This is a genomic window from Streptomyces sp. KR80, from assembly GCF_052245555.1.
Taxonomy (GTDB): Bacteria; Actinomycetota; Actinomycetes; order Streptomycetales; family Streptomycetaceae; genus Streptomyces.
The window spans coordinates 121837-137064 of sequence record NZ_JBQQCD010000004.1; the positions used below are offsets into that span (position 1 = coordinate 121837).

The following is a 15228-nucleotide window of genomic DNA, read 5'->3' on the forward strand; positions in this document are numbered from 1 at the left end:
CGTGGACATCAAGACCGCTTCCGCCCTGCACCGACTGCGCCTCGTCTCCGTCCCGGAGGCGCTCTCCTTCCCGGCGCTGCTGATCTTCGGCTCGCTGCTCAGCCGAGTCTCGGACATCGACTTCCTGATGATGCCGCTCGGCATGATCCACGGCGTGCTGTTCGTCCTCTACGTCGTCCTGCTGGCGGACGTCTGGAACCGGGCGAAGTGGCCCCTGAAGCGGGTGGCCTTCTTCCTGCTGCTCGCCCTCCTGCCCTTCGGAGGCCTGTTCGGCGACCGCATTCTGCGCCGCGAGGAGCGCGACCGCGTCATCGCCGACCGCGCCGGCAAGGAGCGGGTTGCCCCTGGCGAGGCCGGGGACGCGGTGGCCAAGGCATGATCGTCGCGTTCTCGGTCACCCCGCTGGGCGTCGGCGAGGACGTGGGGGAGTACGTCGCCGATGCCGTGCGCGTGGTCCGCGAGTCCGGGCTGCCGAACCGTACGGACGCCATGTTCACCTCGATCGAGGGCGATTGGGACGAGGTCATGGACGTCGTGCGACGCGCCGTCGCCGCCGTGGAGGCGCGGGCGCCGAGAGTCTCGCTGGTCCTGAAGGCCGACATCCGGCCTGGCGTGACGGACGCGCTGACTTCGAAGGTCGAGACGATGGAGCGCCATCTGGCTGCGCCCGAGCCTCGGCCGTCCCGGGAGCCCCAATCCCCTCCCGAAGTCTGAGACGGGGCTGACCACCATATGACCGGCCGGTAAGGTCGAAACGTGCCGAAGCCGCTCAGCCTTCCCTTCGATCCCATCGCCCGGGCCGATGAACTCTGGAAGCAGCGATGGGGGTCCGTGCCGTCCATGGCCGCGATCACCTCGATCATGCGGGCCCAGCAGATCCTCCTCGCGCAGGTCGACGCGGCCGTGAAGCCGTACGGCCTGACCTTCGCCCGCTACGAAGCGCTGGTCCTGCTCACCTTCAGCAAGGCCGGTGAGCTGCCCATGTCGAAGATCGGCGAGCGATTGATGGTGCACCCGACGTCGGTGACCAACACCGTCGACCGCCTCGTGAGGTCCGGGCTGGTCGACAAGCGGCCGAACCCGAACGACGGGCGCGGCACGCTGGCCTCGATCACCGACAAGGGGCGGCGGGTCGTCGAGTCGGCGACCCGCGACCTGATGGCGATGGACTTCGGGCTGAGCGCCTACGACGCCGAGGAGTGCGCCGAGATCTTCGCGATGCTGCGGCCGCTGCGGATCGCGGCGGGGGACTTCGAGGAGGAGTAGGGCGGTCGAAGATCGCCCGGATCCTCCCGTTACGCTCGACGCCATGAAAAAGAGCGTGCTGACCCGCTACCGGGTCATGGCCTACGTCACCGCCGTGATGCTGCTGGTGCTGTGCACCTGCATGATCTTCAAGTACGGCTTCCACACGGGAGCGGACGTCACGTTCGTGGTCTCCCAGATCCACGGCCTGCTCTACATCGTCTACCTGATCTTCGCCTTCGACCTGGGCTCCAAGGCGAAGTGGGGCTTCGGGAAGCTGCTCTGGGTCCTGCTCTCGGGCACGATTCCGACCGCCGCCTTCTTCGTCGAGCGCAAGGTCGCCCGTGAGGTGCAACCGCTGGTGGGGGCGGTCGTGGCCGACCCCGTGAAGGCCTGACGGCGACAGCGTCGAGAAACCGCCCCGAGACCCCACTTGTGCTCGGGGTGGTCGTGCGAGGACAATTACTAGGACGTCCTAGTAATTCTTGGCCTTGCGGAGCGGGCCGCCGGCGGCCGACCGCCGTCGTGGGCTCGTGCGAGGGCGCAGAGAGGCGGAAGACACCGCATGGATGCTGCAGCCATCGAAGAGGGGCGCCGCCGCTGGCAGGCGCGCTACGACGCCGCGCGCAAGCGCGATGCCGACTTTTCGACGCTGTCGGGCGACTCCGTCGATCCCGTGTACGGACCCGAGCCCGGCACCGACGTCGAGGGATTCGAGCGGATCGGCTGGCCGGGCGAGTTCCCGTTCACCCGAGGTCTGTACGCCACCGGGTACCGCGGCCGGAGCTGGACCATCCGCCAGTTCGCCGGCTTCGGCAACGCCGAGCAGACCAACGAGCGCTACAAGATGATCCTGGCCAACGGCGGCGGCGGGCTGAGCGTGGCGTTCGACATGCCGACGCTGATGGGCCGGGACTCCGACGACCCGCGCTCGCTCGGCGAGGTCGGGCACTGCGGCGTCGCCATCGACTCGGCGGCCGACATGGAGATCCTCTTCCGGGACATCCCGCTGGGCGATGTGACGACCTCGATGACGATCAGCGGGCCGGCCGTCCCGGTCTTCTGCATGTACCTGGTCGCGGCGGAGCGGGAGGGCGTCGACCCGGCCGTCCTCAACGGCACGCTCCAGACCGACATCTTCAAGGAGTACATCGCGCAGAAGGAGTGGCTGTTCCAGCCGGAGCCCCATCTGCGCCTGATCGGCGACCTCATGGAGCACTGCGCGCATCGCATCCCCGCGTACAAGCCGCTCTCGGTCTCCGGCTATCACATCCGCGAGGCCGGGGCGACGGCCGCGCAGGAGCTCGCGTACACCCTCGCCGACGGCTTCGGATACGTCGAACTGGGACTCTCCCGGGGGCTGGACGTCAACACCTTCGCGCCCGGGCTCTCCTTCTTCTTCGACGCGCATGTCGACTTCTTCGAGGAGATCGCCAAGTTCCGTGCGGCCCGTCGCATCTGGGCCCGCTGGATGCGGGACATGTACGGCGCCACCTCCGAGAAGGCCCAGTGGCTGCGGTTCCACACACAGACCGCCGGTGTCTCGCTGACCGCCCAGCAGCCGTACAACAACGTCGTACGGACCGCGGTCGAGGCCCTGGCCGCCGTCCTCGGCGGCACCAACTCCCTGCACACCAACGCCCTCGACGAGACCCTGGCTCTGCCCAGCGAGCAGGCCGCGGAGATCGCGCTGCGCACCCAGCAGGTGCTGATGGAGGAGACCGGCGTGGCCAACGTCGCCGATCCGCTCGGCGGCTCCTGGTACGTCGAGGCGCTGACCGACCGCATCGAGGCCGACGCCGAGCGGATCTTCGAGCAGATCACGGAGCGGGGACGGCGGGCCGTGCCGAACGGCCAGCACCCCATCGGACCGGTCACCTCCGGCATACTGCGCGGCATCGAGGACGGCTGGTTCACCGGCGAGATCGCCGAGTCCGCCTTCCGGTACCAGCAGGCCCTGGAGAAGGGCGAGAAGAAGGTCGTCGGCGTCAACTGCCATCTGCCGTCGGTCACCGGCGAACTGGAGATCCTGCGGGTCAGCCACGAAGTCGAGCGCGAGCAGGTCCGCGTCCTGGCCGCCCGCAAGGCGGCGCGGGACGACGCGAAGGTGCGCGCCGCGCTGGACGGCATGCTGGCCGCCGCACGGGGCGGCGGCAACATGATCGAGCCGATGCTGGAGGCGGTCCGGGCCGAGGCCACACTTGGTGAGATCTGCGGGGCGCTGCGCGACGAGTGGGGCACGTACACGGAGCCCGCGGGCTTCTGAGCACCCTGCGCCTGCGGCGCGCTCTTCCCACCTGCCCGCCCTCTGCCGGGCCGTGCCCCACACCCCGGCGGGGTGTTGGCCGCCGCGGCTGACGGCGCCGCGGCACCTCAGGTCGGCTCCGCCGGGCTGAGACCGACCGGACTCCTTGGCTTCTCGCCGGCGGCAAGGTGTCTCTGTCCGCCGCAACGACGAGCAACCACGCGCCGCGGACCGGCTGGTATCTGGAGGAGTGCCCCACCCGGGCTCCGCCGGGTGATTTCCTGCCTTCGCGGCAGCCGTTGATGTCCGCCGCGACGGCGAGCGACGACGGCGCCGAAGCCCGGCTGGGGCACTCCTGGGGGCATCTCCCAGACGGAGTCTGGGGGAGGTGGCTTGGGAAGCCGGACAGGCCCGCGTCGCCGGGTTAGCGCGGCTGACCCGCCGCGAGGCCGCGCAGCAGCAGTGCGCTGAATTCGCGGGCCCAGGCCGCGTCGACCGGTGCACTGCTCACCAGTGAGCGGTGCACCACCGCGCCCGCGATCACGTCGAAGATCAGGTCCACGGCGCGGGCCGCCGCCGCCTCGCCCTCCGCGCCAGAGGCGTCCGGCGGCAGCTCGCCGCGGGACTGGGCGCGCTCCCGGCCGAGCAGCACCAGCCGCTTCTGGCGCTCGACGATCGCCGTACGGATCCGCCCGCGCAGCGCTTCGTCCGCCGTGGCCTCGGCGACCACCGCCATCAGCGCGGTCTTGGCCTCCGGGCGCTCCAGCAGGGTGGCGAACTGCAGCACCACACCCTCGACGTCGGCCCGCAGCCCGCCCCGGTCGGGGAGCTCCAACTCGTCGAAGAGCACGGCCACGGCGTCCACGACGAGCTCGCTCTTGTTCGACCAGCGCCGGTAGAGCGTGGTCTTGGCCACCCCGGCCCGCGCTGCGACATCGCCCATCGTCAGCTTTCCCCAGCCGAGCTCGACCAGCGCGGCCCGCGTCGCGTCCAGGATCGCGCGGTCGGCGTCGGCGCTGCGCGGACGGCCCGGGCGGCCCGCACTGCCGGTACGGCGTGGGGTGGTGCTGCGCATGCGGGCGACCCTACCTCCCGGTACCCGAGGGGGGCTTGCCCCGACAGGGGTGGGACCAGATACGCTACGGGTCGTATCGTAAGAGCCATGACCACTGGCGCGCGGGTGGGGACCCTGCGCACCTGAGGGCGGCCAGGGGACGCAGCCGGTGCGCGAGCACCAGTTCGGCTCCGCGCCCTTGCTTTTCCGATCTTCGCGCGGAAGGGGGAGGATGTACTCATGCAGCCACGGAACATGTCCATGAGCGGAGTCGTCGACCTCGCCGCGGTGAAGGCCGCCGGGGAAGCGAAGCAGAAGGCAGAGCAGGCTCGGGCGGAAGCCGCCCGCAGCGGCGCCGAGGCCGGCCCGTCGCCGCTGGTCTTCGACGTCGACGAGGCGGGTTTTGAGCGGGACGTCATCCAGCGCTCGAATCAGGTCCCGGTTGTCATCGACTTCTGGGCCGAGTGGTGCGAGCCGTGCAAGCAGCTCGGACCGCTGCTGGAGCGGTTGGCGGGGAAGTACGCCGGCCGGTTCGTGCTCGCCAAGATCGACGTCGACCAGAATCAGGTGCTCTTCCAGCAGTTCGGAGTGCAGGGCATCCCCGCGGTCTTCGCGGTGATCGCCGGTCAGGCGCTCCCGCTGTTCCAGGGCGCCGCCCCGGAGGCGCAGATCCGGCAGGTGCTGGACCAGTTGATCCAGGCGGCCGAGCAGCGCTTCGGCATCGCGGGCACACCGGTCGCGCCGGAGGGCGGCGAAGGGGTGGCAGCAGAGGCGCAGGGCCCACCGCCGCCCCCGGGCCCGTACGACAGCGTGCTCGGCGCGGCGCACGAGGCGCTGGACTCCGGCGATCTGGGCGGTGCGATCCAGGCGTACCGGAATGTGCTCAGCGACGATCCGACCCACCCCGAGGCGAAGCTGGGTCTGGCCCAGGCGGAACTCCTCCAGCGGGTGCAGGGCATGGACCCGCAGTCGGTTCGCAAGACCGCGGCCGACAGCCCGGACGATGTCACCGCGCAGCTGGCCGCCGCTGACCTCGATCTGGCCGGCGGGCACATCGAAGACGCCTTCGGCCGGCTGGTCGAGACGGTCAGGCGCACGGCGGGGGATGAACGGGATACCGCACGGGTACGACTACTTGAGCTCTTCGAGGTGATCGGTGGTGATGATCCGCGGGTGACCGCGGCGCGGAGCGCGCTGGCTCGCGTGCTCTTCTGACGCGGACCCGGGCGAAGCGCCCGCCCCGCGGGAAAAATCATCGATTCTCTGCGACGGAACAGGCACACGACAGCGTAGAAGGGGTGACGGTCGCACCACAGAGTGCGGAAAACGGTACCTCAGTGATCACAGCGGCCGCGCTTTACCAAAACTTGGTAATCGCGGCCGCTGTTACTGGCAGTAGGACGATCACGCCGTCTTGTCCGCCTATGTGGCCATTCGGCCTGCCCAAACGGGCGGGGCCTCGACGACCCTGTGTGCCCAGCCGAGATGCATCGGCCACGGATCGGTTATCACCCCGTTACTCGCTAGTAACGAACCCCTTGTGCCTGGCTCGTGAATGGACCACGATCGGCCAAGCTCGGTCCATTCCCGCAGTGCGACAACCAATCGCGCCACCGGGTCACTGGGTCCCCACCGAGCAGGTCGGCACTTCGGCGCCGGCCTTGGACAGGGGGGTCTCTGCCTCACCGCAGGGCCTGTCCAGAAAGGTTGCGCAAGAGCGTGGCCAGTGGTTGTCGCTCGGGGGTGATCGCCAGTGTTCGAGATGCATATCGCGCCTTCGACCACGGCGCTCTCCTTCCCGAGGACGTAGCACTTCTCCCATCCCAGGCCGGGTCTGCCCACGGGCGCCGCCGGAGATGTACGTCCGAGAAGGAGGAAAGTCATGGAGTCCCTGGCTCGTGGCGGGACCAGATGGAAGCGGTTCGCCGTCGTCATGGTGCCCAGCGTTGCGGCCACCGCCGCGATCGGTGTGGCCCTGTCGCAGGGTGCGCTCGCAGCGTCGTTCAGCGTGTCCGGCCAGCAGTTCAAGGTCGCCGCTGAGCGGCTCGAGGGCACCGGCTTCGTTCAGTACGGGGCCTACGACACGCAGGTCGGCGGAAAGAACGTTCCCGTCGCGGTCTCCGCGTTCAAGAGCGCGAAGATCAACGGAATGTGCCAGTCCGTCGTCACGCCGGGCATTCCGCTCATCGGCACGGTGTCCCTTGAGCTGACGGCCGGCAACAAGGCGCCGGTCGAGGCGGAGAACCTGTACATCGACGTGGCCCAGCTCAACGCTGACGCCACGTTCAAGAACATCAACATCGGTATCGCCGCCGGCTCCAGCACCAAGGGCCCCGGCATCAAGAAGGGCGATCACGCGAGCCCTGCCGGATTCGCTCAGGAGGCGGACAGCGCCGTCCTGACCGACGTGAAGCAGACCGCGTGGGCCACCAGCGCCGGCACCTTCAAGCTGAGCGGGCTCAGCATGAAGCTCCACAAGGGCGTCAAGGAGTGCTACTAGGCACTCGCCCCGGGTGGGTGGGAGGCACCTGCGCCTCCCGCCCGCCCTCCCTCACCTTCTTTTGTACAACGCCGGTCCCAGGGAGCTGTTTTCCATGAGCGCCGAGTCACCAGGGCTGCGTGACCGAATTCGATACTGGCGGCTTCGCTTCCGCGCATGGCGCGGTAGCCGGCCGTTCTGGGCGGGCCTGCTGACGATCCTCGGCGGAGTACCGATCGCCTACCTCCCGTATGCCAATCTCAAGGTCGGCCAGCTGACCGTACGCATGGCCACCACGGCGGGCGCGGGCTCGCTGATCATCGGCGTGCTGCTGGTGACCCTCGGCCTGACGATGTGGTTCCACCACATCGTGCGAGTGTTCGCGGGTGTCGCCTCGATCCTGCTGGCCTTGGTCTCCATTCCGGTGTCCAACCTCGGCGGATTCATGATCGGCTTCCTGCTGGCCCTGATCGGCGGCGCACTGTCCATCTCCTGGGCACCGGCCGCTCCCGCGGGCGAGGCGGCGAAGCGGTCGAGCGGCGGACCGGGCACCGCGCCCTATGAGGACAACCTGTTGGACGGGACCGAGGACACCGTTGATGCGCATGGCGGGAGGCACCGTGCTCGATGACGAAGCCCGGCCGGGTACGGCCGGGGGCGGTGATTCCGTGGCGCGTTCGGGTCCACGGCACGCGGCCCCGAAGAAGTCACTGTTCACCAAGTTCCACATGCCGGCGGGGAAGGCGATAGCCCTGGCCGCGATGCCCACGGCGGTATTCGTGGGCATGGGACTCACCCCGAAGCTCGCGCTGGCCGACGAGACGCCCACCAACCCGTTCGCGCCCGGACCTTGTGTGACGCGGTCGGACGAGCCGCGCGAAGAGGCGTCGCCGTCCGCGTCGGAGTCGAAGAAGCCGAAGCCGTCCGAGTCGGCGAAGCCGAGCGAGAAGCCCGGGCTGCTCCCGGAGCCGAGCGAGACGGGATCCGTCGGCGGCGGCCTGGACAAGGACCTGGATCTGCCGAAGCCCGAAGCGTCCTCCAGCGAGGACCCGGCCGCGAAGCCGTCGGCCGAGCCCACTCCGGAGGAGTCGGAGTCCAAGAACCCGCTGGATCCGCTGGGCCTCGGTGACAAGATCAAGGACATCTTCGACGGGCCCGACGAGGAGCCCGCGCCGACGGAGAGCAGCTCGAGCCCGGCGCCGAAGCCGAGTTCCAGCACCGCCGCTCCGAAGCCGGACCTGCCCGCCGCGAAGCCCGCCGAGGAGGTCGCGGACCAGGTCGAGAAGACCGGCAAGGACGCGGCGGACCAGAGCAAGGAAGCCATCAAGGACGCGGCGGACCAGGTCGGGGCGAAGGTCGAGGACCTCAAGAAGAACGTCGACAAGACCGTCGACGGCCTCAAGGGGTCCGCGGAGTCCGCGAAGCCGGGCGCCGCGGCGGACGGTAAGGATCAGGACGGCAAGGAGCCGTTCCCCTGCCCGACCCGCGACCCGAAGGCGCTGGCCGCCGCCGACCTTGAGCCGGGAGTTCCGCTGCTGCCGGACGAGTCGTGGCGGCTGGAGAGCTCCAAGCTCACCCTGCGCGGTCTGGACTTCAAGGGCATCGTCGAGGTCAAGACCTACAGCGGCAAGGTCAAGAAGGTCCTGAAGTTCACCGCGGACGAAACGGACATCGAGAACCTGCACCAGCTGGTGGTCGGACCCAAGGGGACGACCGCTCATGTGGAGGCCCGCAAGGGCAGCACGTCCACGATCCGCGGCGGCACGGTCACCATGTACACCGAGGAGCTGAAGGGCAATCTGTTCGGGCTGATCCCCGTCACCTTCAGCCCCGAGACTCCGCCTCCGCTGAACGTGCCCTTCGCCTTCTTCACCAACGTCAACGTCGTGCAGGCGGGCCAGTTCGGCGGCACGCTCACCGTCCCGGGCCTGCACAGCTTCAGCACGGGCGACTGACGGCGGACCACCTCACTACGGCTGTGGGCCGCACCCCTCGGGGGGGTGCGGCCCACAGCCGTGTCGGGAGCGCCTTCGGTCAGAACTTCCCGCCGAGGTGGTGCACCCGGACCATGTTGGTGGTCCCGGGGACACCGGGCGGGGAGCCGGCCGTGATGATCATGGTGTCGCCCGCGGCGTAGCGGTTCAGCTTCAGCAGCTCCGCGTCGACCAGGTCGACCATCGCGTCGGTGTTCTCCACGTACGGCGCGATGTAGGACTCCACGCCCCAGCTCAGCGTCAGCTGGTTGCGAGTCGACGCGTCCGTGGTGAAGGCCAGGATCGGTTGCTGGGCCCGGTAGCGGCACAGGCGGCGCGCGGTGTCACCGGACTTGGTGAAGGCCACCAGCGACTTGGCGCCCAGGAAGTCGGCGATCTCGCAGGCCGCGCGGGCCACCGAACCGCCCTGCGTACGCGGCTTCTTGCCCGGCACCAGCGGCTGCAGCCCGCGTGAGAGCAGCTCCTCCTCCGCCGCCTCCACGATCCGGGACATCGTCTTGACCGTCTCGATCGGGTACTTGCCGACCGAGGACTCGGCCGACAGCATCACCGCGTCCGTGCCGTCCAGGATCGCGTTCGCCACGTCGGACGCCTCGGCGCGGGTGGGCCGCGACGAGTTGATCATCGACTCCATCATCTGGGTCGCGACGATCACCGGCTTGGCGTTCCGGCGGCACATCTCGATGAGCCGCTTCTGGACCATCGGCACCTTCTCCAGCGGGTACTCCACTGCGAGGTCGCCGCGCGCCACCATGACGCCGTCGAAGGCCAGCACGACCTCCTCCATGTTCGCCACCGCCTGCGGCTTCTCGACCTTGGCGATGACCGGCACCCGGCGGCCCACCTCGTCCATGATCCGGTGCACATCGCGGATGTCGCCGGCGTCCCGCACGAACGACAGCGCCACCATGTCGACCCCGAGACCCAGAGCGAAGCGCAGGTCCTCGATGTCCTTCTCCGACAGCGCCGGGACGTTCACGGCGACGCCGGGCAGGTTGATGCCCTTGTGGTCGGAGATCACGCCGCCTTCGATGACGATGGTGCGCACCCGCGGCCCGTCGACCTCGACGACCTGGAGCGCGACCGCGCCGTCGTTGATCAGGATCGTCTCGCCCTTGGACACGTCCCCGGGCAGCCCCTTGTACGTGGTGCCGCAGATGCTCTTGTCGCCCGGCACGTCCTCGGTGGTGATGGTGAACTCGTCACCGCGCACCAACTCGACCGGACCCTCGGCGAACGTCTCCAGCCGGATCTTCGGGCCCTGGAGGTCGGCCAGCACACCGACCGCCCGGCCCGTCTCCTCCGACGCCTTGCGGACGCGGTGGTATCGCTCCTCGTGCTCCGGGTGGGTCCCGTGGCTGAAGTTGAAACGGGCCACGTTCATGCCGGCCTCGATCAGCGACTTCAGCTGCTCGTAGGTGTCGACGGCGGGGCCCAGGGTGCAGACGATTTTGGAACGGCGCATGTGGGCGATCCTATCGGTTTGTTTCCGGCCGGAATATTGGAGCTGTGCGAAAATCCGAGACTCAGGTGCTGACCAGGGCGTATGCCTCCGTAGCGATCTCCAGTTCCTCGTCGGTGGGAACCACGGCGACCGCCACCCGGCCGCCGGGAGCCGAGATCAGCCTCGCTGATGAGCCACGTACAGCATTGCGCACCGCATCCACTTCGATCCCCAGGGAACCGAGCCCGCGCAGGGCCGCTTGGCGAACGGCGGCGGAATTCTCGCCCACGCCTGCGGTGAACGCGATGGCGTCCACCCGCCCGAGTACCGCGGTGTACGCGCCGACATACTTGCGCAGCCGGTGGATGTAGATGTCGAAGGCCAGCTGGGCAGCCGTGTCCCCCTCGTCCATCCGGCGGCCGATCTCGCGCATGTCGTTGTCGCCGCACAGGCCGAGCAGCCCGCTGCGCTTGTTGAGCAGCGTGTCGATCTCATCGGTGGTCATGCCGCCGACCCGCGACAGATGGAAGATCACGGCTGGGTCGAGATCGCCCGAACGCGTCCCCATCACCAGGCCCTCCAGCGGGGTCAGGCCCATGGAGGTGTCCACGCACACCCCGCCTTCGACCGCGGAGGCGCTGGCGCCGTTGCCCAGGTGCAGCACGATCGTGTTCACCTCGGCGGGCTCCTTGCCCAGCAGCCGCGCGGTGGCCCGGGAGACGTACGCGTGGGAGGTGCCGTGGAAGCCGTACCGGCGCACGCCGTGGGCATCGGCGGTGGCGGTGTCGATCGCGTACCGCGCGGCGTAGTCGGGGATCGTGGCGTGGAAGGCGGTATCGAAGACGGCGACTTGCGGAAGGTCCGGGCGCAGCGCACGCGCCACCTTGATTCCGGTGATGTTCGCCGGGTTGTGCAGCGGCGCCAGCGGCACCAGCCGCTCGATCGCCGCCACCACTTCGTCGGTGATCAGCGTCGGTTCGGTGAACCGGGTGCCGCCGTGCACCACCCGGTGCCCGACCGCCGCCAGCTCCGGCGAGTCAAGTCCCAGCCCCTGGGCGGCCAGCTCGTCCGCGACCTGCTTGAGCGCGGCGGAGTGGTCCGGGATCTCGGGAACCTCGCCGATGCGCTCGACGATGCCGGAGGCGAGCCGGTCGCCGGCACCACCGGCCATCTCCAGCAGCTGGTACTTCACCGACGAGGAGCCGGAGTTGAGGACGAGGACGCGGGTGCCCCCGGAGCCCCCGCGGGAGTTGCCGTTCACGCGGTCTGCGCCTTCTGTGTCGGGTGCGGGGCGGTCGGGTGCGTGGCGCCGGACCGCCCTCCCTGGGCTTGGATGGCGGTGATGGCCACGGTGTTCACGATGTCCTGGACGAGTGCCCCGCGCGAGAGGTCGTTGACCGGCTTGCGCAGACCCTGCAGGACCGGACCCACCGCGACCGCGCCGGCGGAGCGCTGCACCGCCTTGTAGGTGTTGTTGCCGGTGTTGAGGTCGGGGAAGATCAGCACGGTGGCCTGGCCGGCGACCTCGGAGTCCGGCAGCTTGGTCGCGGCGACGGCGGCGTCCACCGCGGCGTCGTACTGGATCGGCCCCTCGACGGCCAGGTCCGGGCGGCGCTTGCGGACCAGCTCGGTGGCCTTGCGCACCTTGTCGACCTCCGCGCCGGAGCCGGAGGTGCCGGTGGAGTACGACAGCATCGCGATCCGCGGTTCGACGCCGAACTGCGCGGCGGTGGCCGCCGACTGGATGGCGATGTCGGCCAGCTGCTCGTCGTCCGGGTCCGGGTTCACCGCGCAGTCGCCGTAGACCAGCACCCGGTCCGCCAGGCACATGAAGAAGACGGAGGACACGATCTGGGCGTCGGGCGCGGTCTTGATGATCTCGAAGGCCGGGCGGATGGTGGCCGCCGTGGAGTGCACGGCCCCGGAGACCATGCCGTCGGCCAGGCCCTCCTCGACCATCAGCGTGCCGAAGTACGAGACATCGGCGACGACGTCGTACGCCAGCTCGTAGCCGACCCCCTTGTGGGCCCGGAGCTGGGCGTAGATCTCGGCGAACCGGTCCCGCAGAGAGGAGGTCTGCGGATCGATGAGGTGGGCGTCGCCCAGGTCGATGCCGAGTTCGGCGGCGCGCTTGCGGATCGCGTCCTCGTCGCCGAGCAGGGTGAGGTCGCAGACGTCGCGGCGCAGCAGCACGTCGGCGGCGCGCAGCACCCGCTCCTCGGTGCCCTCCGGCAGGACGACCCGGCGGCGGTTCGACCGGGACCGCTCGATCAGCTCGTGCTCGAACATTATCGGCGTCACGCGAGCGGAGCGGGCCAGGGAGATCCGGTTCGTCAGCGCGGCCGTGTCCACATGCCGGTCGAAGAGCCCGAGCGCCGTCTCCGCCTTCCGCGGCGAGGCGGCGTTGAGCTTGCCCTCGAGCCGGAACAGCTCGCCCGCCGTCGGGAAGCTCTTGCCCGGCACCGAGACGACCGGGGTTCCGGGAGCGAGCCGCGAGGCGAGGGCCATGATGTCCGGGCCCGGCCGCTCGTCGAGGGTGAGCAGCACGCCCGCGATGCGCGGGGCGCCGGCGCTGTGGGCGGCGAGCGCGCCGACGATCAGGTCCGCGCGGTCGCCGGGGGTGATCACCATGCAGCCCTCGGTCAGAGCACCGAGGAAGGTCGGCAGCATGGCGCCGCCGAAGACGAAGTCCCGGGCGTCCCGGGCCAGTCCCGCGGAATCGCCGAGCAGCACCTCGGCGTCGAGCGCGTGCACGATCTGCTGGACGGTGGGGGCGGAGAGCGAGGGGTCTTCGGGGAGCGCGTAGCAGGGGACCGGCAGCCGGGCGGCGAGCCGCTCGACGATGGCCTCGCGGTCCTCGGGAGCGACCCGGTTGACGACCATGGCGACGATGTCGCAGCCGAGCGCGTGGTAGGCGGCGTACGCGTTGCGGACCTCGGCGCGTACGGAATCCGCGTCCTGGTTCTGGCCGCCGACCACCGGGATCACCGAGGCGCCGAACTCATTGGCGAGCCGGGCGTTGAGGTTGATCTCCGCCGGGAGGTTCGTGCCCACGAAGTCGGTGCCGAGGACGAGGGCGAACTCGTAGTCCCTGGCCACCCCGTGGAAGCGCTGGACGAGCCGGGAGACCAGCTCGTCGGAGCCCTTCTCGGCCTGGAGGTCGGCAGCCTCGTGGTAGTCCATGCCGTACACGGCCTCCGCGGGCTGGCTCAGCCGGTAGCGGGCGCGCAGCAGCTCGAAGAGCCGGTCCGGGCCGTCGTGCACCAGCGGGCGAAACACCCCCACCCGGTCGACATGCCGGGTCAGGAGCTCCATCACCCCCAGCTCGATGACCTGTCGGCCGTCGCCCCGATCGATCCCGGTCACGTACACGCTGCGCGTCACGCGTGCTCTCCGATCCTCGAAACGCAGGGTCTGCATCGTCTGCAGCGGCTGCCCGGTCGACGTGCGCGTCGACACCAGTCCGTACGATCAGCTTGCCCTCTTGACAATACCCGTCGGGGTGGCTACAGCGCTCGTCCGAGACGTCACAGGCGCGACCAGTGGCGCCCGCGTGAAACAATCGTATGGGCGCACCTGATGCCTTCCCCGCCGGCCGCCGGGCCGGGGGTCCCACCCCACCAGGAGACACAGCACCATGCGTATCGGAGTTCTCACCGCAGGCGGCGACTGCCCCGGACTGAACGCCGTGATCCGCTCGGTGGTGCACCGTGCGGTGGCCGGCCACGGCGACGAGGTCGTCGGTTTCGAGGACGGGTTCAAGGGCCTGCTGGACCGCCGGTACCGCAAGCTCGACCTCGATGCGGTGAGCGGCATCCTCGCCCGCGGCGGGACCATCCTCGGCTCGGCCCGGCTGGAGCGTGCGCGGCTCAGCGAGGCGACCGACAACGCCGAGGAGCTGTGCCGCGAGCTGAGCCTCGACGTGCTGATCCCGATCGGCGGCGAGGGCACCCTCACCGCCGCCCGGATGCTCTCCGACGCCGGCATGCCCGTCGTCGGTGTGCCCAAGACCATCGACAACGACATCTCCTCCACGGACCGCACCTTCGGCTTCGACACCGCCGTCGGTGTCGCCACCGAGGCCATCGACCGGCTCAAGACCACCGCGGAGTCCCACCAGCGCGTCATGGTCGTCGAGGTCATGGGACGGCACGCGGGGTGGATCGCGCTGGAGTCCGGGATGGCCGGCGGGGCGCACGGAATCTGCCTGCCGGAGCGGAAGTTCGAGGTCGACGACCTCTGCAAGATGGTGGAGGAGCGCTTCGCCCGCGGCAAGAAGTTCGCGGTCATCTGCGTCGCCGAGGGCGCGCACCCGGCCGAGGGCTCGATGCCGTACGAGACGGGGGAGATCGACCAGTACGGCCACGAGCGCTTCGCGGGGATCGGCAACCGGCTCGCCGCCGAGCTGGAGCGGCGGCTGGGTACGGAGGCCAAGCCGGTCATTCTCGGACATGTTCAGCGGGGCGGCACGCCGACCGCGTACGACCGGGTGCTGGCCACCCGCTTCGGCTGGCACGCCGTCGAGGCCGCGCACCGCGGCGAGTTCGGCATGATGACCGCGCTGCGCGGCACGGAGATCAGGATGGTGCCGCTGGCGGAGGCGGTCACCGAGCTGAAGACGGTCCCGGAAGACCGCATGCACGAGGCCGAGTCGGTCTTCTGACCCCCGCCGCGCTGTGCGGCGGCGCGCGTGTCGCGGTGTCGCGGCTGGAAGGCGGCGGCGTGGCCTACAGGGCGTGACCTACGGCGGCTTGCGGCCCGCGGCCG

At 69.8% G+C, this 15228-nt stretch carries 14 protein-coding genes; 10 read left to right on the forward strand and 4 right to left on the reverse strand.

Annotation, left to right across the window (positions count from 1 at the left end):
• The first annotated feature begins 1 nt into the window (after position 1).
• From ACTWQI_RS08130 to ACTWQI_RS08150, 5 genes are all read left to right on the forward strand, one after another.
• Positions 2-379: a DUF3817 domain-containing protein gene (locus tag ACTWQI_RS08130; protein WP_443268875.1), complete on the forward strand. Its 378-nt coding sequence runs from the start codon at positions 2-4 to the stop codon at positions 377-379.
• Positions 376-714 carry an MTH1187 family thiamine-binding protein gene (locus tag ACTWQI_RS08135; RefSeq protein ID WP_443268876.1) on the forward strand — a complete coding sequence of 113 codons (339 nt, stop codon included), beginning with the start codon at positions 376-378 and terminating at the stop codon, positions 712-714. Before ACTWQI_RS08130 ends, ACTWQI_RS08135 begins: the two co-directional genes overlap by 4 nt.
• A gap of 42 nt (positions 715-756) precedes the next feature.
• Entirely contained in the window at positions 757-1266 is a 510-nt protein-coding gene (locus ACTWQI_RS08140) for a MarR family winged helix-turn-helix transcriptional regulator (RefSeq protein ID WP_443268878.1), read from the forward strand.
• 43 nt (positions 1267-1309) lie between these two features.
• A complete protein-coding gene (locus ACTWQI_RS08145) occupies positions 1310-1642 on the forward strand; it encodes a DUF3817 domain-containing protein (protein ID WP_443268879.1) in 333 nt (110 codons plus the stop codon).
• 168 nt (positions 1643-1810) lie between these two features.
• Positions 1811-3511 carry an acyl-CoA mutase large subunit family protein gene (locus tag ACTWQI_RS08150; RefSeq protein ID WP_443268881.1) on the forward strand — a complete coding sequence of 567 codons (1701 nt, stop codon included), beginning with the start codon at positions 1811-1813 and terminating at the stop codon, positions 3509-3511.
• A 403-nt stretch (positions 3512-3914) separates the two neighbouring features.
• On the opposite strand, the gene ACTWQI_RS08155 is transcribed toward ACTWQI_RS08150, so the two are convergent.
• Positions 3915-4565 (reverse strand): TetR/AcrR family transcriptional regulator, encoded by a 651-nt coding sequence (locus ACTWQI_RS08155; protein ID WP_443268883.1) that lies wholly within the window; start codon positions 4563-4565, stop codon positions 3915-3917.
• 219 nt (positions 4566-4784) lie between these two features.
• Here ACTWQI_RS08155 and ACTWQI_RS08160 point away from each other — a divergent pair, with 219 nt between their 5' ends.
• The 4 genes from ACTWQI_RS08160 (at position 4785) to ACTWQI_RS08175 (ending at position 8978) form a co-directional block, all read left to right on the forward strand.
• Positions 4785-5759 (forward strand): tetratricopeptide repeat protein, encoded by a 975-nt coding sequence (locus ACTWQI_RS08160; protein WP_443268885.1) that lies wholly within the window; start codon positions 4785-4787, stop codon positions 5757-5759.
• A 667-nt stretch (positions 5760-6426) separates the two neighbouring features.
• Positions 6427-7044 carry a DUF6230 family protein gene (locus ACTWQI_RS08165; RefSeq protein ID WP_443268887.1) on the forward strand — a complete coding sequence of 206 codons (618 nt, stop codon included), beginning with the start codon at positions 6427-6429 and terminating at the stop codon, positions 7042-7044.
• Positions 7045-7138: 94 nt separating this feature from the next.
• Positions 7139-7654 carry a DUF6114 domain-containing protein gene (locus ACTWQI_RS08170; protein ID WP_443268889.1) on the forward strand — a complete coding sequence of 172 codons (516 nt, stop codon included), beginning with the start codon at positions 7139-7141 and terminating at the stop codon, positions 7652-7654.
• On the forward strand, positions 7629-8978 hold the full coding sequence (locus tag ACTWQI_RS08175; RefSeq protein ID WP_443268890.1) for a hypothetical protein: 1350 nt from the start codon (positions 7629-7631) through the stop codon (positions 8976-8978). The genes ACTWQI_RS08170 and ACTWQI_RS08175 overlap by 26 nt, the downstream gene beginning before the upstream one ends.
• A gap of 79 nt (positions 8979-9057) precedes the next feature.
• On the opposite strand, the gene pyk is transcribed toward ACTWQI_RS08175, so the two are convergent.
• The 3 genes from pyk to pta form a co-directional block, all read right to left on the reverse strand.
• Positions 9058-10482 carry a pyruvate kinase gene (gene pyk, locus ACTWQI_RS08180; RefSeq protein ID WP_443268892.1) on the reverse strand — a complete coding sequence of 475 codons (1425 nt, stop codon included), beginning with the start codon at positions 10480-10482 and terminating at the stop codon, positions 9058-9060.
• A 61-nt stretch (positions 10483-10543) separates the two neighbouring features.
• Positions 10544-11722 carry an acetate kinase gene (locus tag ACTWQI_RS08185; RefSeq protein WP_443268894.1) on the reverse strand — a complete coding sequence of 393 codons (1179 nt, stop codon included), beginning with the start codon at positions 11720-11722 and terminating at the stop codon, positions 10544-10546.
• Positions 11719-13845: a phosphate acetyltransferase gene (gene pta, locus ACTWQI_RS08190; RefSeq protein ID WP_443268896.1), complete on the reverse strand. Its 2127-nt coding sequence runs from the start codon at positions 13843-13845 to the stop codon at positions 11719-11721. The genes ACTWQI_RS08185 and pta overlap by 4 nt, the downstream gene beginning before the upstream one ends.
• 253 nt (positions 13846-14098) lie before the next feature.
• Here pta and ACTWQI_RS08195 point away from each other — a divergent pair, with 253 nt between their 5' ends.
• Entirely contained in the window at positions 14099-15124 is a 1026-nt protein-coding gene (locus ACTWQI_RS08195; protein ID WP_443268898.1) for an ATP-dependent 6-phosphofructokinase, read from the forward strand.
• Positions 15125-15228 lie beyond the last annotated feature (104 nt).

Coding starts and splice junctions, on each gene's coding strand:
- ACTWQI_RS08135 (WP_443268876.1), top strand. CDS start 376: ATGATCGTCGCGTTCTCGGTCACCCCGCTGGGCGTCGGCGAGGACGTG.
- ACTWQI_RS08145 (WP_443268879.1), top strand. CDS start 1,310: ATGAAAAAGAGCGTGCTGACCCGCTACCGGGTCATGGCCTACGTCACC.
- ACTWQI_RS08150 (WP_443268881.1), top strand. CDS start 1,811: ATGGATGCTGCAGCCATCGAAGAGGGGCGCCGCCGCTGGCAGGCGCGC.
- ACTWQI_RS08155 (WP_443268883.1), bottom strand. CDS start 4,565: ATGCGCAGCACCACCCCACGCCGTACCGGCAGTGCGGGCCGCCCGGGC.
- ACTWQI_RS08160 (WP_443268885.1), top strand. CDS start 4,785: ATGCAGCCACGGAACATGTCCATGAGCGGAGTCGTCGACCTCGCCGCG.
- ACTWQI_RS08165 (WP_443268887.1), top strand. CDS start 6,427: ATGGAGTCCCTGGCTCGTGGCGGGACCAGATGGAAGCGGTTCGCCGTC.
- ACTWQI_RS08170 (WP_443268889.1), top strand. CDS start 7,139: ATGAGCGCCGAGTCACCAGGGCTGCGTGACCGAATTCGATACTGGCGG.
- ACTWQI_RS08175 (WP_443268890.1), top strand. CDS start 7,629: ATGGCGGGAGGCACCGTGCTCGATGACGAAGCCCGGCCGGGTACGGCC.
- pyk (WP_443268892.1), bottom strand. CDS start 10,482: ATGCGCCGTTCCAAAATCGTCTGCACCCTGGGCCCCGCCGTCGACACC.
- ACTWQI_RS08195 (WP_443268898.1), top strand. CDS start 14,099: ATGCGTATCGGAGTTCTCACCGCAGGCGGCGACTGCCCCGGACTGAAC.